Origin of the sequence: Shinella zoogloeoides, from assembly GCF_022682305.1 — a bacterium.
Taxonomy (GTDB): Bacteria; Pseudomonadota; Alphaproteobacteria; order Rhizobiales; family Rhizobiaceae; genus Shinella; species Shinella zoogloeoides_B.
Genome location: NZ_CP093528.1, coordinates 3,147,027 through 3,167,540, shown reverse-complemented (window position 1 = coordinate 3,167,540; position 20,514 = coordinate 3,147,027). Strand labels below are relative to the sequence as shown.

17 protein-coding genes are annotated in these 20,514 nt (G+C 64.6%); 10 read left to right on the top strand and 7 right to left on the bottom strand.

Annotated elements, in window-relative coordinates; all coding sequences use genetic code 11:
* Nucleotides 1–31: 31 nt before the first annotated feature.
* The gene (locus tag MOE34_RS15800; RefSeq protein WP_242218391.1) at nt 32–295 is read right to left on the bottom strand and encodes a hypothetical protein; all 264 of its coding nucleotides are present in this window, start codon (nt 293–295) and stop codon (nt 32–34) included.
* Nucleotides 296–993: 698 nt separating this feature from the next.
* Nucleotides 994–2,931 carry a methyl-accepting chemotaxis protein gene (locus MOE34_RS15795; RefSeq protein WP_242218389.1) on the bottom strand — a complete coding sequence of 646 codons (1,938 nt, stop codon included), beginning with the start codon at nt 2,929–2,931 and terminating at the stop codon, nt 994–996.
* A gap of 899 nt (nt 2,932–3,830) precedes the next feature.
* Here MOE34_RS15795 and MOE34_RS15790 point away from each other — a divergent pair.
* The 3 genes from MOE34_RS15790 to MOE34_RS15780 are packed head-to-tail and all read left to right on the top strand — an operon-like array spanning nt 3,831 to nt 8,429.
* Nucleotides 3,831–5,948 carry a putative bifunctional diguanylate cyclase/phosphodiesterase gene (locus tag MOE34_RS15790; RefSeq protein WP_242218387.1) on the top strand — a complete coding sequence of 706 codons (2,118 nt, stop codon included), beginning with the start codon at nt 3,831–3,833 and terminating at the stop codon, nt 5,946–5,948.
* A gap of 22 nt (nt 5,949–5,970) precedes the next feature.
* The gene (locus tag MOE34_RS15785; RefSeq protein WP_242218386.1) at nt 5,971–6,456 is read left to right on the top strand and encodes a hypothetical protein; all 486 of its coding nucleotides are present in this window, start codon (nt 5,971–5,973) and stop codon (nt 6,454–6,456) included.
* Nucleotides 6,453–8,429, top strand: a complete 1,977-nt coding sequence (locus MOE34_RS15780; RefSeq protein WP_242218384.1) for a GGDEF domain-containing protein — start codon at nt 6,453–6,455, stop codon at nt 8,427–8,429. Before MOE34_RS15785 ends, MOE34_RS15780 begins: the two co-directional genes overlap by 4 nt.
* A gap of 5 nt (nt 8,430–8,434) precedes the next feature.
* Here the strand turns inward: MOE34_RS15780 and MOE34_RS15775 are convergent, their stop codons facing one another.
* Nucleotides 8,435–9,301: a LysR substrate-binding domain-containing protein gene (locus MOE34_RS15775; protein WP_242218381.1), complete on the bottom strand. Its 867-nt coding sequence runs from the start codon at nt 9,299–9,301 to the stop codon at nt 8,435–8,437.
* A gap of 280 nt (nt 9,302–9,581) precedes the next feature.
* On the opposite strand from MOE34_RS15775, the gene lysA reads away from it, so the two are divergent.
* The 4 genes from lysA to MOE34_RS15755 all read left to right on the top strand — a co-directional run bounded on the left by lysA (nt 9,582) and on the right by MOE34_RS15755 (nt 12,485).
* Complete coding sequence (gene lysA / locus MOE34_RS15770; RefSeq protein ID WP_242218377.1) at nt 9,582–10,826, top strand: diaminopimelate decarboxylase; 1,245 nt, start codon at nt 9,582–9,584, stop codon at nt 10,824–10,826.
* A gap of 159 nt (nt 10,827–10,985) precedes the next feature.
* Nucleotides 10,986–11,465, top strand: coding sequence for a helix-turn-helix domain-containing protein (locus MOE34_RS15765; RefSeq protein ID WP_242218374.1), 480 nt, complete (start codon nt 10,986–10,988; stop codon nt 11,463–11,465).
* Nucleotides 11,453–11,878 carry a hypothetical protein gene (locus tag MOE34_RS15760; protein ID WP_242218372.1) on the top strand — a complete coding sequence of 142 codons (426 nt, stop codon included), beginning with the start codon at nt 11,453–11,455 and terminating at the stop codon, nt 11,876–11,878. Before MOE34_RS15765 ends, MOE34_RS15760 begins: the two co-directional genes overlap by 13 nt.
* Nucleotides 11,879–11,969: 91 nt before the next feature.
* Nucleotides 11,970–12,485 carry a L,D-transpeptidase family protein gene (locus tag MOE34_RS15755; RefSeq protein WP_242218369.1) on the top strand — a complete coding sequence of 172 codons (516 nt, stop codon included), beginning with the start codon at nt 11,970–11,972 and terminating at the stop codon, nt 12,483–12,485.
* A 32-nt stretch (nt 12,486–12,517) separates the two neighbouring features.
* Here the strand turns inward: MOE34_RS15755 and MOE34_RS15750 are convergent, their stop codons facing one another.
* The 3 genes from MOE34_RS15750 to MOE34_RS15740 all read right to left on the bottom strand — a co-directional run bounded on the left by MOE34_RS15750 (nt 12,518) and on the right by MOE34_RS15740 (nt 15,328).
* Nucleotides 12,518–12,949 carry an ABZJ_00895 family protein gene (locus MOE34_RS15750; RefSeq protein ID WP_242218366.1) on the bottom strand — a complete coding sequence of 144 codons (432 nt, stop codon included), beginning with the start codon at nt 12,947–12,949 and terminating at the stop codon, nt 12,518–12,520.
* Between the two features lie 123 nt (nt 12,950–13,072).
* Complete coding sequence (locus MOE34_RS15745) at nt 13,073–14,035, bottom strand: HD-GYP domain-containing protein (RefSeq protein ID WP_242218364.1); 963 nt, start codon at nt 14,033–14,035, stop codon at nt 13,073–13,075.
* A gap of 195 nt (nt 14,036–14,230) precedes the next feature.
* Nucleotides 14,231–15,328: a hypothetical protein gene (locus tag MOE34_RS15740; RefSeq protein ID WP_242218362.1), complete on the bottom strand. Its 1,098-nt coding sequence runs from the start codon at nt 15,326–15,328 to the stop codon at nt 14,231–14,233.
* 185 nt (nt 15,329–15,513) lie between these two features.
* On the opposite strand from MOE34_RS15740, the gene MOE34_RS15735 reads away from it, so the two are divergent.
* The 3 genes from MOE34_RS15735 to MOE34_RS15725 all read left to right on the top strand — a co-directional run bounded on the left by MOE34_RS15735 (nt 15,514) and on the right by MOE34_RS15725 (nt 17,802).
* On the top strand, nt 15,514–16,131 hold the full coding sequence (locus MOE34_RS15735; protein ID WP_242218359.1) for a TetR/AcrR family transcriptional regulator: 618 nt from the start codon (nt 15,514–15,516) through the stop codon (nt 16,129–16,131).
* Between the two features lie 29 nt (nt 16,132–16,160).
* The gene (locus MOE34_RS15730; protein ID WP_242218357.1) at nt 16,161–17,009 is read left to right on the top strand and encodes a DUF6920 family protein; all 849 of its coding nucleotides are present in this window, start codon (nt 16,161–16,163) and stop codon (nt 17,007–17,009) included.
* 91 nt (nt 17,010–17,100) lie between these two features.
* Entirely contained in the window at nt 17,101–17,802 is a 702-nt protein-coding gene (locus MOE34_RS15725) for an META domain-containing protein (protein WP_242218355.1), read from the top strand.
* Nucleotides 17,803–17,817: 15 nt separating this feature from the next.
* Here the strand turns inward: MOE34_RS15725 and MOE34_RS25460 are convergent, their stop codons facing one another.
* Entirely contained in the window at nt 17,818–20,514 is a 2,697-nt protein-coding gene (locus MOE34_RS25460; RefSeq protein WP_277955654.1) for a bifunctional diguanylate cyclase/phosphodiesterase, read from the bottom strand.

The following is a 20,514-nucleotide window of genomic DNA, read 5'->3' as shown; positions in this document are numbered from 1 at the left end:
CGTGGGCGCGTAGGCCGCAGGGCCGAGCGCATTATTCCTTGATGGAGGCCAGAAGCTCGTCGATCGCCTTGCAGGCTTCCTTTTCGTCCGCATTGGCGTATTTCGTCGTCATTTCCTGCATCTTCGTCAGGGCCGCCGCGCCCTTGGTCGGGTCCTTCGTCACGATTTCCTGAATGGTCTTGGTCAGCTCCTCGGTCTTCTTCTGGGCAAGCTCCGGGGTGCATTCCTCGCTCTTTCCGCAAGCGCCGAGCGCCAGCAGCGGAACCATCGCAACCGCGACAAGAATCTTTCTCATTTCATTCTCCATATCGTTTGGGCAGGGCGTGAGCGCGCCCCCTGGCTCCGGGGGCGCACTCTTCTCGAAGGAAAGGCGGGGATGGGGGGAGCCTTTCCGGTTAAGCGGCTCATGGGGGAAGGCCGCTATCTCGGGTATGACGGAACCGGGGAATCCTTCGCTGCCGTTGCCGGCGCGGTTGCAGATTCATCCGTCTGTTCAGGAGATGCCGGCGCGGCGCTCCATACGTTGTCCGCGCCATCGATCCGGTATTCGGAGGGGTCGCCGCTGCGCGCCGGCGAGCCTCTAGCCATAGGGTTACGCTAGGTCAATCGACCGGCGCCTTCCGTAACGATACGTTCGGGATGCCTGATCTATTCGCTGACCGTGAGGAACCGGCGATCCGGGGACGCTTCCCCGCTCCCGCCGTCTCGTCGGCCGCCTCGCCGAGGCGTTCGGCGCCGGCAGCGCCGCCTGCGTGACTTCGGCGTGACGGAGTCAAATACGACACGTGATTGCGTAAACGTTTCTTTTTGCCCGACTTTATTTTAGTCATAGTGAACATGTTCGATGCAGCTGGCGTCCCCCCGGCGTCAGTTCCTCTGCATCGGCATTTTCTCTGGCTCATGAGGCCAGACGTTGGAAAGCCCCGGTTTGCGCCGGGGCTTTTTTGTTTTCGGCCAGTGGCCAGGGGAGGGATGGCGTGCCGGGCCGGTGGCTCAGAACTCCTCCCAGCTATCCGCCTTGGAGGCGGCGCTGCCGGCGCCGAGCGCCGAGGTGATGCGGCCGACGAGACGCCGGGCGGGCGAGGGAACGGAGGTCCGGTCGGCCGAGGCCGCGACGGGTGCGGAACGGCTCTCATCCCGGCCGCCATACTGGAAGCCCGAGACGAGGTGACGCAGCGTTTCGGCTTCCGAGGCGAGCGAGGCGCTCGCGGCCGTCGCTTCCTCGACCATGGCGGCGTTCTGCTGGGTCACCTGGTCCATCTGGTTCACCGCCACATTGACCTCGCTAAGCCCGACGGACTGCTCCTTGGCCGAGACGGCAATGGCGTCGAGCTGGCTGTTGATCGAAACGACATGCATCTCGATGACCTTCAGGGCCTCTCCCGTCTCCGTCACCAGCTTCACGCCGCTTTCGACTTCATCGGCGGAGGTGCGGATGAGGTCCTTGATCTCCTTGGCGGCCTGTGCCGAGCGCTGCGCCAGCTCGCGCACTTCCTGCGCCACGACGGCGAAGCCCTTGCCGGCTTCACCGGCGCGCGCCGCTTCCACGCCGGCGTTCAGCGCCAGCAGGTTGGTCTGGAAGGCGATCTCGTCGATCACGCCGATGATGTTGGAGATCTGGCTCGACGACTGCTCGATACGCTGCATGGCGCTGACGGCGCGGGCAACGACCATGCCGGATTTCTGCGCCGACTGGTTCGCCTCGATGGCGACCGAACGGGCTTCCTCGGTGCGCTGGGTCGAGTTGGCGACATTGCTGGTGATCTGGTCGAGGGCGGCGGCGGTTTCCTCGAGGGAGGCGGCCTGCTGTTCGGTCCTCCGGGACAGGTCGTTCGCACTCTGGCTCAGCTCGCGTGCGCCGCTGTCGATCGCGCTGGTCGAGGCGGCGACGGAGGCGATGGTTTCGCGCAAGGTCGAGACGGCGGCGTTGAAGTCGCTGCGCAGCCCCTCGAAGTCGGCGGCGAACGGCTTGGTGAGTTGGGAACTCAGGTCCCCGCCGGACAGGCGCTTGAGGCCTTCGGCAAGCCCGGCCGTCGCCTCGCTCATTTCGGCGGCGCGCTGGCGGTCGAGTTCGGCGACGCGGGCGCGCTCCGTCTCGCTCTGCGCGCGCGCGTTTTCCGCCTCGCCTTCCAGCTGGCGCGCCTTGAGGCCGTTCGTCTTGAAGATCTCGACGGCACGCGCCATCACGCCGACTTCGTCGCGGCGGTCCGTGCCGTCGATGGTGGCGGTGAGGTCACCGTTGGCCAGTGTCTCCATCGTGTCGGCAAGGCCCCGGATGGGACGGGCCAGCCAGGAGCGGATCGCCACATAGCCGACGGACAGGACGACAAGGAAGCCCGCCACGACCGCGACGACCGAAATGATGGCGATCGAATTGCTGCGCTCCGTCAGTATGTCGCTCAGCTTCAGATTGCCCTCGTTGATCGCATTGGCCGTTTCGGCGAAGCGTGTGGTCACGCCGTTGAAGACCGGCCGGCATTCGGTATTGAAGATCTTCTGCGATGCGGTGACGCCGGCGGGATCGAGCGCCACGCGGCCGAGGTCGATCGCGCCCTTGCAGTCCTTGTCGAAAAGCGCCAGGCCATCGGCCTTCAGCGCCGGAAGGCGCGTGTCGGACGGCAGCAGCGATATTGTCTTGTCCATCAGGGCGGCGTAGTCGGCCTTGATCGCCTTCATTTCGGCGTCTGCGGATTCGGTGTCTTCCCTGGTGGCGGCCATGACCATGTCGGCGATCGCGGCGCGCCCGTTCTGCAGTGCCCTGCCGGCATTGACGAGGATAAGCGCAGCGCTGCTCTCATTGGCAAGAACGTCGCTATACGCCGTGTCCACGCTCTTGATCTGCATGGCGGAGTATGCGGCTATCGCCAGGGCAAAGACGCCGAACAGCGCGAAGATCGCCAGGAATTTTCCAATAATTGGAACGTGCTTCATTATCTGTCCCCAAAGGATGAAAGGTTGAACCCCCATCATAGGGTCGATGAAACCGCCTCATGCGATTACGATGAGATGCCCGCCGTTTCATGTTTGCGGGCCGGGATTTTGTCTTCAGCCAGCAAGATGGCCCGGTGGCTGATGTATTCGGTGCGGGCTTGCGGGAACTCTCCGTCCCGGCAAACTATTTTCCGGGCGTCTGACCCAGCTCGGTCTGCGTGATCGTTGATTCCTGCCGTGCGTTTTCGCGCAATACATCAAGCATTCGTTCGAGTTGCTGGGTGACGACCGCCATCGAGCGCAGGACTGTATCGGCATCTCTGCCCTCTTGGTCTCCGCCGATGGGTGGCTCCTTACGTGTAAATTTCAATATATTCTGCATCGTCCGGCCTGTTGCTGGAGTTATTACGCATAATACTCGAATAGAACGAGATATTTTGGTTAATTATGAATTAATTATAAAGTTTCCCCTGAATATGTATTGATAATAAATGCTACAAGGGCCATTTAACATTGATAAATTAGCGGTCGCTTCTGGATTTGCTTGGATTTTTTACCTCATGTTAATGTCCGCCACCGACGATCGGCCTCACTTGCCGGACGTGACCCAGTGCACCGGCGGCAGAGCAGGCGGGAATGAGCTTCCGCCCCAACCAACACCTTTGCTTCATGATGGCGCGAGGTGCGTCTTGCGATCGCAAGGGGCGCGCCGTTCCCGGACCGGCAACCCCAGGCGACCAGCGGAATGCCCCGGCGGATGCAGGCGGATGAACGCCGGCAGAACGGTTCCCGCCCGGCATCCGCCGATCGAGTGGAGCCTTGTAGATGTGGAATAAGCAGCTCTTCATCGCCGTCTCCCGCCGCAGGCGCGTTCCCGAACCGGCAGGGAGAATTTGAGCGTGCGCGTGAAAACAACGGAAGCGAGCCGTCCGCAGGACATCGAGTTCGCAGAGGCCGGGCTACTCGACCAGATCGTCAGTGTCTTTCGCCGGACGAGCGAACAGGGCGAGCGCGAGGAGCTGGCCATCGCCCAGTACCAGTCGCTCAGGAAGCAGATTCCGCTTCTCTATCTGATCCTGCTCGCAAATGCCTGGATGGTCGCCTATTCCTACATGGACGTGGAGCCGCGGCTGCTGACGATCTACGTTCCCGGCGTCTTCACCCTGCTCTGCTCGTTTCGCTTCATCAAATGGATTCGGCGGGCGGGTACGGTGCCGACCTATGCCGAGGCCCGGCGGATGCTGGCAGGCACCACGCTGCTTGCCGGTCTGCTTGCGGCGGTCTTCGTCTTCTGGGGGCTGGCGCTCTATTCCTACGGGACGGCGCATATGCAGGGCCAGGTTGCCTTCTTCATCGGCATCACGGTGATCGGCTGTATCTTCTGCCTCATGCACCTGCCGCGCGCGGCGCTCCTGGTGTCGGCCGTCGTCAATATCCCCTTCGTCCTTTTCTTCGCCGATAGCGGCAACCGCTCCTTCATGGCGATCGCGGTGAACGTCGCCCTCGTCTCGCTCATCATGATGATCATCCTGGCCATCAACTACGCGGCCTTCGCCAGCCTCATCCGCTCCCGGCGCAGCATCCTCGACAAGCAGGCTGCGATGGAGGTGCTCGATGCGCACAATCTCTGGCTCGCCAACCATGACACGCTGACCAAGCTGCCTAATCGCCACAGCTTCCTCGTGGAAATCGAGAGCCGCTTTCGCGACCTTGAGCAAGGCGCCGGCGATCTCTTCATCGGCGTGCTCGACCTCGACGGCTTCCATGTCGTCAACGACGCCTTCGGTCATCGCGGGGGCGACCAGGTCCTGATCGAGGTGGCGCGGCGGTTGCTGGAGGGCGCGGGGGAAAGCTTCGCTGTCTTCCGTCTGGCCGGCGACGAATTCGGCCTCGTCGGTGTCGCGCCCTGGGCCGCAAGCGCCGGGATGCTCGAGCGGTCCGAGGCGATCTGCGCCGCGCTCGAGGCGCCTTACTGCGTCAATGGCGTGACGGCCCATATCACCGCGACCATCGGCCTTGCCTCGTCGGCCACCGTTTCCGGCGGCGCGCAGCAGATCCACGAAGCGGCCGAATATGCGCTGATCAGCGCCAAGCAGAGCCAGCGGCGCGGCCATACCAACCTCTTCTCCTTCGCCCATCAGGATACGATCCGCCGGCACTCGCTCGTCGAGCAGGAGCTGCAGACGGCCGACCTGGAGGAGGAACTGAGCCTGGTGTTCCAGCCCATCGTCGCCGTCGCGACCGGCACGCCTATCGGCTTCGAGGCGCTGGCGCGATGGAACAACCGGCAGCTCGGGCGCGTCAGCCCGGTGGAGTTCATCCAGATTGCGGAGCGGGCGGGGCTGGCCAACCGTCTGACCTGCGTGCTGCTCTCCAAGGCGCTCGCCGCCGCGGTGGCCTGGCCGCCGCAACTGCGCCTCTCCTTCAACCTGTCCATGCAGGACATCTGTTCGCCGGACAATGTCCTGCGGCTTGTCGGCATCCTCAACAACAGCCCGCTGGATCCCAAGCGCATCGATTTCGAGATCACGGAAACCGCCGTCGTCGGCGATTTCGACCAGCTCGTCACGGCCGTCACGACGCTGAAGGCCCTCGGCGCCGGAATCTCGCTCGACGACTTCGGGACGGGCTATTCGACGCTGTCGCAGGTCAACAAGCTGCCGCTCGACAAGATCAAGATCGACCGCAGCTTCGTCAGCAATATCAGCACCGTGTCGACCGGCTACAAGATCGTCAAGTCGGTCATCGCGCTCTGCCGTGACATGAAGATCAGTTGCATCATCGAGGGCGTCGAGACGCAGGATGAACTGAACACGCTACGCAAGCTCGATTGCAACCTCGTGCAAGGCTACTTCTACTCCAAGCCGCTGCTGGCCGACGAGATCACCGACTATATCGAGAAAGCCGGCGCGCAGGCCCTTTACGATGCCGTTGCCGCCGCTCCCGTCGTTCCCTTCGAGACACCGCGTCGCCGCTCGTCCGGCGAACGGAAAACCGCGCGGCACGCCGCGACATGATCCCCCAACCCAGGAGAAACGCATGCTTTCCATGACCAAGTCCCTTGCGGCCCTTGCCGTCGGCCTGGCGCTGACCTGTACGACCGCCCTTGCAAATGAGCCGTATTTCACGATCCGCTCGGCCGATGGCGCCAAGACGGTCGAGATCACCGCCGAGGCCATCGAGAAGGCCGGCAGCGTGACCTTCAAGACCACCTTGCCCGGCACGGACGGCGAGGAGCTGCATGAGGTGCGCGGCCCGCTGATGCAGTCGCTGCTCGACCAGGCGGGCTTCGCCTCGGCGGAATATGTCGCCGTCGCGCTCGACAATTACGAGATCGACGTGCCGGCCGAGGATTTTGCGACGCTCGGCGCCATCGCCGCGGTGGAGGTCGACGGCAAGCCGCTGACCGTGCGCGACAAGGGGCCGACCTGGATCGTCTATCCGCGCAGCGACAACGCGGCGCTGACCGACCCGATCTATGAATCGCGTAGTGTCTGGCAACTGAAAGAACTCGTCGCAAAATGAACCTGCTCGGCAAGGTCTTGGGAAGGCTGCCCCTGCTGCGCTTCCCGATCATCCTATCGCTGTTCCTGATCATGCTTCCCGTCAGCTATCTGAGCCTTGCGCAGATATCGGACGGGATCAACGACCGGCTCCACTTCTCCGCCCGATTGGAGGAGGCGAGCCGGCTCGAACTGGAGGCGAACACGCTCTTCAGCAAGGCGGAGCTTTTCGCGCGGGGCGATCCGCGCGTCGCGGCCAAGGACGTGCAACTGGCGCTGGACCTCCTGTGGTCCCGCGTCAATGTCATGGGCACGAAGAGCTACCGGAAGGTTCAGGCGGATGACGACCTTGACGAGGCGCTGATCGGCGAGCTGCTCGGCGCCATGCCGCGGCTGGAGGCTGCGGTCAACACCTTGCAGCCCGGCGTCGCCGGCAGCTATCGCGGCGTCGATCTCTTCGCCACGCAATATCGCGAGCGCGTCATCGCCTTCAGTGACGCGGCGAACAAGGCGCGCCGCCAGCGGCTCAACATGGCGGTGCAGACCCAGTTGCAAAGCGTCACCAACCTCAAGCGCATCCAGATCGCCTATGTGGCGCTCGGCGTCATCGCCGTCGTCTATGTGCTGGTCGAGCTTTTCCTCACGCGCCGGCTTAACCGCCGGCTCAACGAGAGCATCGAGGAGAAGCATGAGCTGCTGTGCACGGATCACCTGACCGGCATCGGCAACCGCGCCAGTTTCGAGGACATGCTGCGCACGCTGAAGGCGATCTCCGGCGCGGATTTCGCCGTCATCTATTTCGACCTCGACGGCTTCAAGCAGGTCAACGACACGCTCGGCCACGGCATGGGCGACATGTTGTTGAAGCACGTCGCGGCGATCCTCCTGGCGGTGCGCCAGAGCGACCACGCCTTCGCCTTCCGCTTCGGCGGCGACGAATTCGCCGTGGTGCTCACCGGCAACCGCGAGACCGCACGCCACTATGCCGCCCGCGCCGTGCAGAAGATCGCCGCGCCGGCGACGCTCGACGCCAATGTCGTTCAGGTCTCGGCGAGCGCCGGCTATTCGCATGTCGAGGACCTGCGCTCCGTCGAACCGGTCGACGCGCTGATGCGCAATGCGGATCTTGCGCTCTACGCGGCCAAGTCCGCGGGGCGCAATTGCGTCCAGTCGTTCAATGCCGGCCTCCTGATCGAATACGAGCGGCGAACCTATCTAGAGGATGCGCTTTCCCACGCCATTGTCGAGGGAGCCGTCGAGGCCTCCTTCCAGCCGGTGTTCGATCTGCAGTCGCGCCGGCTGTGTGCGGTGAAGGTCGTGCCGCGCTGGTCGCACAATGCCTATGGCGCCATCGCACCTGCGGAGGTGATGGAGGTCGCCGACAGCATCAACCAGGGCGCGGCGCTTCTGCTCTCCCTGCTGCGCTCGACCTTCAACCTGCTCGGCCGCCTCACGACGCAGGCCGAACTGCGGATCTATGCCGAGGCCTCCGAAAACCTGTTCTCCCAGCCCGGTTTCGCCCAGTCGCTGTTCGAGCTGCTGGAACGCCACAGGGTTGGCCCCGGCCATCTGCAGATCGAGCTGACGGGCAAGCGCAGCGCCACCTATGGCGAGGCGTTCCTCGTCAGCATCCGCTCGCTGCGCGATGCCGGGGTCATCTTCGCGACCAGCGATGTCAGCCGCGCGATCGACAGCCGCAACCGCCTCGCCAATCTCGATTTCGGCACGCTGAAGCTGGAGCGCACGCTGGTGGAGGAGGCGACGCGCAGCGAGCGCAGCCGTGGCATCATCCAGGGCCTCAGCGCGATGGCGGTGAAGATGGGCGCAGAGGTGATCGCCGAGGGTGTCGACCGGCGCGAGGACGTGGAACGCTTGCAAAGGCTCGGCATCGCGCTCGGTCAGGGCGATGCGCTCGCCCCGGCCATGACGCCGGATGATCTCCTGCGCTACCTTGCCGGTTGGGCCGGCCCTTCGGTCGTCGCCTTCCGACGCTGATGGGGCTAGCTGTGGAGCAGCGCCTCGCGGACCTTCGCCCTGATCTCCTCAAGGGCGGTCTCCAGGTCCTTGGTAAAGCGCGTGGCGAAGGTCGCGCGCGGCGCCTTGGCGGTCCGCCAGAGATGGATGCGGTACGGGATCGGCACGGAGAACTTGCGAACCACCAAGCCACGATTGAGGTTGTGTGCGGCGGTCAGCGGGTTGACGATGGAAATGCCGGCGCCGCGCGCGACCATCGCGCAGACGCTTGACGCCGTGGTCGTCTCGACGATGAAGCGCCGTGTGACGCCCGCCTTGTCGAAGACGTCGTCGAGCTTGCGCCTGTAGGGATCGTCCTTCGAGAAGTAGACGAATTCCCTGTCCTCGAAATCGGCTGGTGTGAGGACCTGCTTTGCCGCCAGCGGATGGCCCGCCGGCAGGATGCACACGACCTCGCCCGCATCGATCGCCTCGGTGGCGACATCGCCGAACTGCTGTTCCTGCTCGACAAGCCCCAGATCGAACATCGCCGCGGTCAGTTCGTTCTGCAGGGCCGTCTCCTCGATCGAATGGATCGAGATCAACGCGCCGGGATGCACCTTGAGGAAGGCCTCGACGGCGACGGGCAACACGGTGTCGCCATAGGCCGGCAGGGATGCGATGCGCAGGTTCGCCATGCTGCGCCCGCCGATCGCCGTCGCCGCGCGGCTGATTTCCTCCAGCCCTACGAAGGAGCGGTGAATGACCGTATAGAGTTCCTGCCCCTTTTCGGTCGGCGTGATGCGCTTGCCGAAACGGTGGAACAGGTCGTAGCCGAGATATTTCTCAAGATCGCGCAACTCACGGCTGATCGTCGGCTGGGAGGTGCGCAGCGCCGCGGCCGCGGCCGTCACGCTTTTCTCCATCATGACGGCATGGAAAATTTCGATCTGTCTCTGATTCAGCCGCATCTTGCCCGCTTCGGTTCATATCGATTTCGAATAAAACAATTCTCTAATGGATTTCACAGTTACAAGTGTACATGCGATGTTACTTATCAAGGTAGCAGGCTGCTACATGGGTATGGAGTGGTTGACCGCCATGAACAAGCACATCGATGTAAAGAACCCTCGGGTCCGTGGCGCCGGTTCGGCAAAGAACACAGAGATTGAACTTGATACGGATTGTATATCTATGGTGGCGGACGCCGTCGGCACGCCGTTCTATTGCTATTCGCCGGAAGTAATCGCGCAGGCCTATGAAGAATTGTCCACCGCGCTTGCGCCGGTCGGTGCATCCATCTGTTACGCGGTGAAAGCTAATGGGAACCTTTCCATTCTTCAACTGCTTTCCCGTCTGGGATGCGGGATGGATATCGTCTCCGGCGGCGAGATGGAGCGCGCGCTGGAAGCGGGCGTACCGGCCTCCAGAATCATCTTTTCCGGCGTCGGCAAGTCGCCGAGCGAGATCGCCAAGGCCCTGATCGAGGGCGTTCACCAGATCAATGTCGAATCGCCCGCCGAATTCCATCTCGTCGCCGACATCGCCGCCTCGCTGCGGTTGCGCGCGCCGGTCGCATTGCGGGTCAATCCGGATGTCGACGCGCAGACCCATGCGAAAATCTCCACCGGCAAGAAGGGCGACAAGTTCGGCGTCGCGCTCGACGATGTCGCCGGTCTCTTCGAGGTGGCGGCCGGGCGGCCGGAAATCGAGATGGTGGGCCTTGCCGTCCATATCGGCTCGCAGATCCTCGACCTTTCCCCCTATCGCAGCGCTTATGGCGTGCTTGCGGCCCTCGTTCGCGATCTTCGGGCGAAGGGGCATGCGGTGCAGCGCCTCGATCTCGGCGGCGGTATCGGTATCGCCTATGGCGACCAGCACGCGCCCTCGGTGTCGGAGCTTGCCGCGATCATCGCCGAAACGGTCGGTGGCCTGGGCTGTGCGCTGACGGTCGAACCGGGACGCTGGCTGGTCGGCCGCGCGGGCGCGCTCGTCACGACGGTCCTCTACACCAAGGAGGCGGGCGAGCGCACACTGGCGATCGTCGATGCCGGGATGAACGATCTCGTTCGTCCGGCGCTCTACGGTGCCGTTCATCCGCTGGGCGTGGTGCGCAGCGCGCTCGGCGGGGAGGGGCGATCCTACGGCGTCGTCGGCCCCGTCTGCGAAAGCTCGGATATCTTCGGCGTCTATGCGGGCCTGCCGCAGCTATCGTCCGGTGACCTCGTCGCCTTCCTGTGCGCCGGCGCCTATTCGGCCTCTATGGCCTCCACCTACAATGCCCGCGATCTCGTTCCCGAAGTCTTCGTGAGCAATGGTCGCTTCCGTATCGTCCGGCGTCGTCAGACCACGAGGGAACTCATGGCGCTGGAGAAGGATGCCGTCTGGCAGGATATCCAATCCGGCCGGATGCCTGAAAACCGCAGAGGAGCTGCATGAGGTAACTCCCCGCGTCGATGGCCGACCGCTCTTACGACCGGCAGGAAATCCCTGTTCCCAGTGAGTATCCGTCCCATGGCGCATCCGCGCCGGGGCGGCGGCGTATACCTGCATGCCTCCAGAGCGAAACGACAGAGCGCGAGAAGCGACATGAACATAATGGCTAAACCCGAGTTTGCGATACGGGAGCGCGTCCTGACGACGCTCGATTCCGTATGTGCCTCCGAGGCGCTGCGCAAGTCGAAGCGCATGCGTGAACTGCTGCGTTACCTTGTACAGGAATCCATCGAGCGGCCGGGCGAGCCCGTCACCGCCGAGGCGATCGCCGCCAGCGTCTTCAACCGGACGAACGGCTTCGACGCGATCGACGATCCCATCGTGCGCACCACCGTCAGCCGCCTGCGCGCGGCGCTTGCCACCTACTACGAACAGGAAGCCTGCGAGGACGAGATCGAGATCCGCATCCCGCGCGGGGGCTACATGCCCGAGTTCCTGCCGCGAATGGCCAAGCCGCCCAAGCGTGATCGCTGGGAGTGGCTGCGCGCAAATCTCTGGATCCTGAATGTGGCCAGCGCCGTCGTTGCGCTTGCCGCGCTTGCCATTGCCCTCTCCCTGGGGACGGATGCATGCAGACCGTGACCGCAAGGCAGGTTCTCGACGTGCATCCCGCCAGGCCCGTCGCTGTCCGCTATCTCGACGACGACGATAGCGAGGCTCTTTCTACCTTCTCATCGCTGGCGGTTGCCCTGCTGGCGTTGTGCTACGACGCGGGTGTCCGGCGCGTGCTGGCGGTGACCGTTCATGCGACGGACGGTCCTCTCGCCCTGGCGAGGCATGAGATCGATCTCCTGATGGAGAAGCTCTACGCCCCGCAGGGTGACGGCGCAGCCAGCGACAATGGATTCCCCGATCTGGGGAGCCTGGCGGACCATGTCGCGACACTTGCGCGTAGCCCCGATCTCGCCCGGTCCCTGATCGTTCCTGTCGGCGGGACATGTGTTGCGCCACCGGACAGCGCAGAAATCTGGCGCGGCGCCAGCAGGCGCGCATAGCGGCTCGTGCCGGGAGCGGTTTCGCCTTGCAAGCCCGTGCCGTCCTTATACGATGCCCGGTATCTGCCGCTGGATTTGCAAGGAAGAAACGTTGATAGACTTGATCGTAACCGCCGCCGGCAATGGCTGGCAGGCGCACCATGGAGACCGGAGCTGGCGTGCGGCCGTCGGGCGCGGCGGCATAAGGATGGAGAAGGCGGAAGGCGACGGAGTCAGCCCCGTCGGTCGCTGGCCGATCCGCACGGTGTATTACCGCGCCGACCGCATCGGAAAGCCGGCTTCCCCTTTCCCGACCAGGGTGATCGGCGAGCTGGACGGCTGGTGCGACGATCCGGCCCATACCGACTACAACCGTCCCGTCACCCGCCCGTTCCCGGCGAGCCACGAGGAGATGTGGCGGGAGGACGACCTTTACGACATCGTTGTCGTGCTCGGCCATAACGACGATCCGCCGGTGCCCGGTGCCGGCAGCGCCATCTTCCTGCATATCGCGCGACCGGATTACGCGCCGACGGAAGGCTGTGCGGCTCTCGCCAAGGAGGACCTGCTGGCCTTTCTTGCGGATGCGCAGCCCGGAACGCATCTCGAGTTCCGGGCGTCGGCCTGAGAGGTTGACAACGCTCGCCGTCGCGGGTCCGGTCAGAGGCGCTTTGCGGCAGACCGGCCGGTCATCCACAGGCCGAGACGGATGACGAGGAAATTCAGTGCGAAGATCCCGAGGGCAACGACGCCGATCATCAGGGCGCCTTCGTTGGCGAGGTCCTGGAACACCATGCCCTCGGCCTGCAGGACGAGGGTGGCGACGGCGGCCATGATGGCGGTCGTGACCACCGCGCAGAGCGCTGCGACCTGCCAGGCCCGGCCGAAGGGCGGCGCTGCCCGCTCGCGTGAGACCCAGATCTGCGCCATGCCGGAAGCGGCGGCAAAGGCGATGATGAGGCCCATCGCCGAGTTCTCGAAGTTCAGGAAAAGCGTCACCAGCAGCGCCAGGACGGCAAGGCCGACATAAAGTCCGCTATAGATGCCGACGAGCTTAAGGGTTGATATGGGGCGGGCGACGGTCTCGGCCATGGTGGTTCCGGTGCTTGTTGATATCGATTGTCCGTGGCGATACATCAGCGCGCGTTGACGGGAAGTTAAGTATCGATACGCCTGCCGGATTACCGGGGGCCGCCGCCTTTGCGCACCGCAGGGCTATTGTAGGCTTCCCTTGACGACGAGCTGCGAAACGAAGCGCTTCAAGAGGTCCCGGTCGAAGTGTCCATGCGAGTTCAGCATCATCTCGACGGTCTGGGCCTGCGACCAGCCGCGCTTGTAGGGGCGGATCGTCACCATGGCGTCGTAGACGTCGCAGATCGCGGCGATGCGCGCGGCCAGCGGGATCCCGTCTTCCTTCAGGCCGAACGGATAGCCGGTGCCGTCCAGTTTCTCGTGGTGATAGAGGCAGACATCCAGCACGGTCTGCGGCAGGTCGCAGGCCCCGCGCAGCAGTGCCGCCCCGCGAGCCGGATGCTGCCGCACCAGGGCAAACTCGGCGGGCGAAAGCTTGCCCGGCTTGTTGAGGACGGCGTGGGGAACGGTGGCCTTGCCGAGATCGTGCACCAGGCCGCCCAGCCCGAGATCGCGGATCGTCTCTTCGCCGAGACCGAGGCTCCGGCCGAAGGCGATCATCAGCGCGCTGACGGCGAGACAATGCAGGAAGGTGCCTTCATCGCGATCCTTGAGCTTGGTCATGGCGATCAGGGCGCCGGCGCTCTCCAGCGCATCCGACATGACAGCCTCGACGATCCCGTGCGCGCCGTCGAAATCGAAGCTTCCGTCCCGGTGCGCACTGGAAAGCATCTGCCGGATCATGGGCCGCGTGGATTCGATGCATTCGCGTGCCTGCCTGATTTCGCCCGCATGGAAGGAGGATTCCAGCTCGGCCTCGAAGCGGGCGCGTATCAGCTCCCAGGACGGATCGGCAGCCTCGCAGACATCCTTGCCTTTCGCCGTGTCGATGATGGCGCTCATCGCGTTGCTGGCCAATATGATGCGAAGCTCGGCCTGGGACGTGATGAGGAGGCGGCGCTTGTCAAAGCCGTTTATCGAGCTGTCCTCAAGCTCTTCTATGTACATCCCCACGCAAATGTTGCTGAGATGAATCCTCTTTTTCATCTGCCTCGCGCCTTCCGACCGAATATATACTCGCATGGGAGATGGTTGCTTAGGAATATTAAGCATTCCTGATGATCGCCACGTATCTCGCGATAAATATCGTGTTGTATCGGGTGTGCCCGGATCGGTGGGATTGCACGTGCAGCCGGCCTAGAAGGCCCATGGCGGCGTGTTCTGCCGCCATGGAGGGCGGCGTCATTTCCAGCTCTGGTAATCGGCCGCCACGCAGCCATAGGGCGCGCGGTCGTCGCCGAAGCGCTTCTTCAACTGTTCGCAGCCCCAGCGGTTCAGGGATTCCGGCATCGCGGCGTTGATGTCCATCGCCGGCGCGGTGAATGCCGAGGACGCGCTGGTCACGTACCAGAGCCAATAGCCGAAATACGCCGCGACGACGAGAAGGCCGATCAGCAGCGCAAGGCCGATCCGCCGCGCGAGCGAGGGGCCGGCCTTCGCCACTTCGGGCACCAGCGGCGCCTGTCGGTCCTCGGGGGCCATCGCCGCTTCCAGGGGTGCGAGGGCGTCGGCGCGCTCCTTCGCTGTCATGTCGATCCGCATCAGCCGGCTGTCGAGGAGGACGGGCAGGGTCGCATCGCCATGCCAGACCGCCAGCGCGACCGCATTGCCGCCGGTCCTGCCGACGATGAGCGGTTCCTCGCCCTGCGCGAAGCGTGTGTGGGCCGTCCGTCCGGTTTTGCGCTCGCTCAGCGTATCGGCATAGGTGGCCGACAGGCGCCTTCCCTTGTTCTCCATGGCGGTGATTTCCACCGGCACGGGCGTGAGACGCGCCGGACGGGCGAACTGTCCGCGAGCGCGCAGCACGCGGATCGCCTGGAAGATCGGCGCCAGGAACAGGCCGGTAAACGCGACCGTAAAGGCCGCGAAGATGAAGATGCGGCTCCAGAGCTTGTCCAAGGCAAGGCTGATCGTGGCGAGCTCGGGCTGGTCGGCGGAAATGACGAGATCGGTCTCGTAGTCGCCGCTGTGCATGTCGACGAACATCACGTCGATGTTCTTCTCATATCGCTGGCCGTCATAGTCATAGGTGAGGGTGGCCTCGCAGGAGGTGACCACGGCCTTGCGGGTCTGGCACTCGCCGTCGATGTTGCCGTCTATCGTGAGAGGATTCTGGCTGATCTTGTAGTCCTGCAGGATGCCGGGGCCTTGCATGACGATGAGGAAGACCGCGACGAAGAGCATGATCGGTGCGGTGAGAAAATGGATTCGCGGTATCGAGAGAACGCCGCGCGCAAGCGCGAGGGCGCGGGAGGGAAGCGTGATTGTGGGGAAAGTCATGATGTGCCTGATTGATTTCGAAAAGCGGTCGCCCGCATTGCAGAAACGGTGCAGCAGAGCCGAAAATTCGATCCGGCGGCCGATTTGCCGTGGGTGACGCCCGGCGCATTCGCCTGCTTGATTATTTAAATTAATTGATTTAAATTAATTCCATTAAATATTTTGCGCCTTCTCATCGAGTTCCCATGGCCCGACCGCGAAAAGACCAGCAGATCGATATCCGGCCCGTCGCCATCGCGCAGACGATGCATCTGCTCGATAGCCGGGATGCCGCCGACATCACCATGTCGGATGTCGCCGATGCGGTCGGCTGCCGGGCGCCGGCGCTCTATGCCTATTTCGCCGGCAGGGATGCGCTGCTGCGCGCCGTGCATGACGAAGGGTTCCGCCTCATGCTGGAGGAGAAGATCGCCGTCGCGGCGCGCAATGCGGACGATGCGGTCGAGAGGTTGCGGGCCGGCGGCCTTGCCTATCTTCGTTTCGCCTTCGAGCGTCCGGGCCTCTATCGGCTGATGTTCTCGCCGCCACCGCTCGAAGGCCTTCCGGCCAATCCCTTCGCGGCCGATCCGGCCGGAAAATGCCTCGCTATGTTGCGGGGCGCGGTCGAAGCCTGCCAGGCGGACGGCTATCTGCCGGATGTGGAACCCGGGCAGGTCGCCTTCATGCTGTGGTCGGCCGTCCATGGCGCCGCCGCGCTGGCCTTGCGAGGGTGCGCGCCGCTTCAGGCCGGACACGATCCCCGGGCCGCCGCCGTCGCGACGGTCGAGACCCTCATGGGCTTCATTTACGCCACGCGCCCGTAATGCTCCTCCCTCCTTGTGAAAGGCACTTCATGCGTCGCCGCCTACGCCTTACCCTTGTCGTCTTTGTGCTGTCGCTCGCCGGCCTTGCTGCATGGGTCGGGATATCGTCGATCCGGACGGAACGGGAAATCGCCGGCCATGCCGGGACGGTGCGCCGCATTGCCGGCGCACATCCCTCCGTCGTCGTGGACCCGGCTGCGATTGCCGCTCTGCCCGCGCCGGTGCGGCGCTATCTCGCCTTCGCCCTGCCGGATTCGAAGGTCCGCTATCGCACCGTGACCCTCACGCAGGAGGGCGACTTCCGCCGTCCGCTGAAGGAGGATTTTGCGCCGACGACCGCCACGCAGACCGTCGCCGCCGGCACGCCCGCCATGATGTTTGCCGCCACCACGCCCATCGTCCCGGGGCTGTGGGCGAGAGCCTACGACTTCTTCGCGGAGGACCGGATGGAGATGCGTGCCAAGATTGCCTCGACCCTGACGGTCGTGGATGAAAGCGCCACCGAAGCGTTGAACCGCACCTCGCTTCGCCGCTGGCTTCTGGAAAGCCCGCTCTATCCCGTGGCGCTCCTGCCCGGCGGCCCGGTGCGCTGGGAAGCGATGGACGATAACCATGCCCGCGCGACCGTTACCGGCTTCGGCCTTCAGGCGTCGCTTGTCGCGACATTCCGGCCGGACGGGAGCCTCGAGAGTTTCCATGCGGAGGAAGACGGCGATCTCGCCACGCCTTATCACGGCTCTGGCGAGCACGCCCTTCGCGGCGACTACCGCCCGGTTTCCGGCATGATGATCCCGCATGAATTCGTGATATCCCGTGCCGCCGGCGGCAGGATCTTCCCGTTCTGGAAGGGTCGCGTCACGGCGCTCGCCTATGAGTGAGACGGCTTGCGGCGGGCACGGCAGGCTGTTGCATCGGTGCGGTCCCTGCCTTAGTCCATACAGGCAGCTATTCGTCCGGAGGCAAAGAACCATGAGCAAGACCGCCCTGACCCCGCGCATTCTCGGCATGAGCGCGGCTTTCGTCCTGAGCTTTTCCGCTGTGCAGGCAGCGCGGGCGGAAAGCTTCAGCGCCCGGGGCAACGAGCCGGGTTGGCACCTGGAGATGACGGAAAAGGCCATCACCTTCCGCACCCAGGAGGGCGAGACCCTTTCCGTCGAGCCGGTGCCGGCGGCGCAGGAGACGGAGGCCGGGCGGACCTATTCCGCCGTCGCCGGCGGCAAGCCTTTCACGCTGACGATTGCCGACAGGATTTGTTCAGACACGATGGCGGACATGCCGTTTCCGAAGACCGTCTCCCTGGTTGTCGGCGAGCGCACTCTTTCGGGCTGCGGCGGCGATCCGGCGAGCCTTCTGCATGGAGACTGGAAGATCGATGCCATTGGCGGCAAGCCAATCGTCGAGAAATCCGAGCCGACGCTGGCCTTCGCCCCGGATGGCAGCATTCACGGCAACGGTTCCTGCAACCGCTTCTTCGGCGGTTTCACGCTGTCCGGGGAAGGGCTGAAGCTTTCGCAGGTCGGCGCGTCGATGATGCTGTGCGATCAGCTCGTGATGGAGCAGGAGCATGCGCTTCTGGCCACCTTCGAGGGTATCACGCATTTCGAGATCGTGTCGCCAACACAGATCCGGCTCATGGGTGCGAGCGGCGTTCTGGTGAGCCTGCGGAAATAACGCTTCGGGTTACCGTCACGACGATGGCTGGCGTGCCCTCGCTGTCTTGAGCCGTTTGCTGAAGAACGTGCTCGAAGCTGCCCGGAGGATTGGCTGGGGCTTGCCAAGCAGGTAGCCCTGCGCCTCCGTGCAGCCGGCCCGGCCGACGGCTTCCAGTTGCTCCAGGGTCTCGATGCCCTCCGCTGTGGTCGCCAGGCCAAGCTCGCCGGCAAGCGCCGCGATGGCGGAGACGATGGACGCGCTGTCGCGGCGGGCGGTGATGTCCCGGACGAAGGAACGGTCGATTTTCACCTTGTCCAGCGGGGCGAGGCGCAGGTGGCTGAGGCTCGAATATCCCGTGCCGAAATCGTCGAGCACGATGCGCACGCCCAGCTTTTTCAGGCTTCGCAGCGCCGCGAGGGTCCGGTTGTCGTCGTCGAACAGCGCGGTCTCGGTGATCTCCAGTTCCAGCCGGGCGGGATCGAGGCCCGTCTCGTGCAGGATGTCCTCGACGGTAGCCACCGTGTCGCCGAAGGCGAGTTGCACCGGCGACAGGTTCACGGCGATCCGCGGGCTTCCCGGAAGCTGCACGGCGTCCCGGCAGGCCCGCCGCAGGACCCATGCGCCGATCTCGACGATCAGTCGGGTCTCCTCGGCAAGCGGAATGAAGTCTCCCGGGCCGACGACGCCCCGTTGCGGGTGCTGCCAGCGCACCAGTGCCTCGAAGCCGCAGAGCTGCTCGGATTCAAGGTTGTAGATCGGCTGATAGGCCAGCTCGAACTGCTCCTCGGCGATCGCGTGCCGCAGGTCCGCCTCCAGCGCGATGCGCTCACGCAGCCGCTCGTCCATTTCCGGCGTGAAGATGCAGAAGGTGCCGCGCCCCATGGACTTGGACTGGTAGAGCGCCAGGTCCGCCTGCTTGAGCAGCGCGTCGGCATCTCCGCCCGCGCCCTCGGCCACGGCGATGCCGATGCTGGTCGATATGGAGATCGTCCGCCCCTGGATGACATAGGGCCGCCCCAGCACCTCGATGATGCGGTTGCTCAGCGCCTCGGCGGATTGCGGCTGGTCCCGGTCGAGGCACAGGACCGCGAATTCGTCGCCGCCGAGCCGGGCGACGCCGTCCGTCTTGCGCACGCAGCCTGCCAGCCGCCTGGCCACCTCGCGCAGGAGCTGGTCGCCTACGGGATGGCCGAGCGTATCGTTGATGTCCTTGAAGCGGTCGAGGTCGAGGAACAGGAGGGCGATCCGGTCGCTATCGCCTTCGGCGCCCAGCAGGGCGTCGGCGATCTGGGTGCGGAAGGCCAGGCGGTTCTGGAGGCCCGTCAGGTCGTCGTGATGCGCCAGGAAGCGGATGCGGCTTTCCTGCCGGGTGAGGGCCGTGTTCTGCCGCCGGGCTTCTTCCACCGCCGCATTCGCGCGGGTGTGTGCGGCGGCGAGCTCGGCATGCGCGGTCTTGAGTGCGGTAATGTCGGTGCGGATGCCGACCCGGCCGCCATCGGCGGTCTTGCGCTCGCTGATCAGGAGCCAGCGTCCGTCCGGCAGCAGGCGCTCGATCGTTCCGCTGTCTTCCTGCCGCCAGGCGGCGAGATTGTCGACGAAGGCATCGATGTCGCCGGTGATCTGCGGATATTGCCCGCGCTTCGCCCCCTCCCGGACGATGTCCTCGAAGTGCGCGCCGGGCTGGATGAAATCGGCGCTGAGCGCGTAGAGTTCGCGGTAGCGCTTGTTGCAGGTGACCAGACGGTCGCTCTCGTCCCACATCACGAAGCCGTCGGACATGGCGTCGATGGCGTTATCGAGGACGGCGGCGGCGCGCTCGCGCGCGGCACTGGCCTTTTCGCGCTGGCGGATGGCGACGAGGATCGCCGCGGCGAAGGCCAGGACGAACAGTGAGGTGATCGCGGCGGCCAGGACGAGGCGGTCGCGGGTGTCGCGCCATTCGGCGAACAGGGCCGCCTTCTTCGCCACCAGCACCACCTGGATATCGCCGTAGAGCGATTGCCTGACGACGGTGAGGGCGCCGTCGTCCATCCCGTCGCCGCCTGTCGCGAAGGCGACGCCGTTTGCCGCCGCCTGCTGGTCGCCCGACTGCTGGACCTTGCCGACCAGAAGCTCGTTATGCGGCAGCGATGCGATCACCGTGCCGTCGGCCCGTTTCAGGAAGATCTGTACGCCCGTCCCGACATTGGCTTCCGATACCAGCTTCATCAACGTTTGCAGCGGCACCTCGGCAATCGGCACGATGCCGACCCATCCGGCGATCGTGCGCGCGACATAGAGGGACCAGTCGCCGGTGACGGGATTGCGGAGCGGGCCGATCAGGGTCGTAGGGTTGCGGCCGACAAGCGCGACGTCCACCGGCAGGGAGTGGCGTGCGGCGCGCGATTGGGCGGAGGCGGCGACGCTGCCGTCGGGCGCGACCAGCATGAGATCGCGGAAGGCCATCGTCTGGAAGCTGAGGCCGTTGAGCAACTGGCTGGCGGGGCCGGACTGGCCGGGCGCGATGCGCGCCGCCTTGAAGAGTGCCGGAAGGCTCGCAAGCGCCCCGTCGACCTGCAGCAATTGCCGGTCGAGGGCGTTTTCCACCGCCTTGGCGGCGCTTTCCAGGGCGTGCCGGGCGGTCTGCCAGGCGATCCGCTCCGTCCGCTCGACGACGTTGACCGTGCCGAGGGCGATTATCGTCAGGATGGCCGCCGTGCCGGCGCCGATCACGATCTTGAGACGATGCAT

What these genes read in the sequence shown, in the direction of transcription:
- MOE34_RS15785 (WP_242218386.1), top strand. Translation starts at nt 5,971, where the DNA reads ATGCTTTCCATGACCAAGTCCCTTGCGGCCCTTGCCGTCGGCCTGGCG.
- MOE34_RS15725 (WP_242218355.1), top strand. Translation starts at nt 17,101, where the DNA reads ATGAGCAAGACCGCCCTGACCCCGCGCATTCTCGGCATGAGCGCGGCT.
- MOE34_RS15765 (WP_242218374.1), top strand. Translation starts at nt 10,986, where the DNA reads ATGGCTAAACCCGAGTTTGCGATACGGGAGCGCGTCCTGACGACGCTC.
- MOE34_RS15780 (WP_242218384.1), top strand. Translation starts at nt 6,453, where the DNA reads ATGAACCTGCTCGGCAAGGTCTTGGGAAGGCTGCCCCTGCTGCGCTTC.
- MOE34_RS15800 (WP_242218391.1), bottom strand. Translation starts at nt 295, where the DNA reads ATGAGAAAGATTCTTGTCGCGGTTGCGATGGTTCCGCTGCTGGCGCTC.
- MOE34_RS15760 (WP_242218372.1), top strand. Translation starts at nt 11,453, where the DNA reads ATGCAGACCGTGACCGCAAGGCAGGTTCTCGACGTGCATCCCGCCAGG.
- MOE34_RS25460 (WP_277955654.1), bottom strand. Translation starts at nt 20,514, where the DNA reads ATGCATCGTCTCAAGATCGTGATCGGCGCCGGCACGGCGGCCATCCTG.
- MOE34_RS15750 (WP_242218366.1), bottom strand. Translation starts at nt 12,949, where the DNA reads ATGGCCGAGACCGTCGCCCGCCCCATATCAACCCTTAAGCTCGTCGGC.
- MOE34_RS15795 (WP_242218389.1), bottom strand. Translation starts at nt 2,931, where the DNA reads ATGAAGCACGTTCCAATTATTGGAAAATTCCTGGCGATCTTCGCGCTG.
- lysA (WP_242218377.1), top strand. Translation starts at nt 9,582, where the DNA reads ATGGTGGCGGACGCCGTCGGCACGCCGTTCTATTGCTATTCGCCGGAA.
- MOE34_RS15745 (WP_242218364.1), bottom strand. Translation starts at nt 14,035, where the DNA reads ATGAAAAAGAGGATTCATCTCAGCAACATTTGCGTGGGGATGTACATA.
- MOE34_RS15730 (WP_242218357.1), top strand. Translation starts at nt 16,161, where the DNA reads ATGCGTCGCCGCCTACGCCTTACCCTTGTCGTCTTTGTGCTGTCGCTC.
- MOE34_RS15735 (WP_242218359.1), top strand. Translation starts at nt 15,514, where the DNA reads ATGGCCCGACCGCGAAAAGACCAGCAGATCGATATCCGGCCCGTCGCC.
- MOE34_RS15740 (WP_242218362.1), bottom strand. Translation starts at nt 15,328, where the DNA reads ATGACTTTCCCCACAATCACGCTTCCCTCCCGCGCCCTCGCGCTTGCG.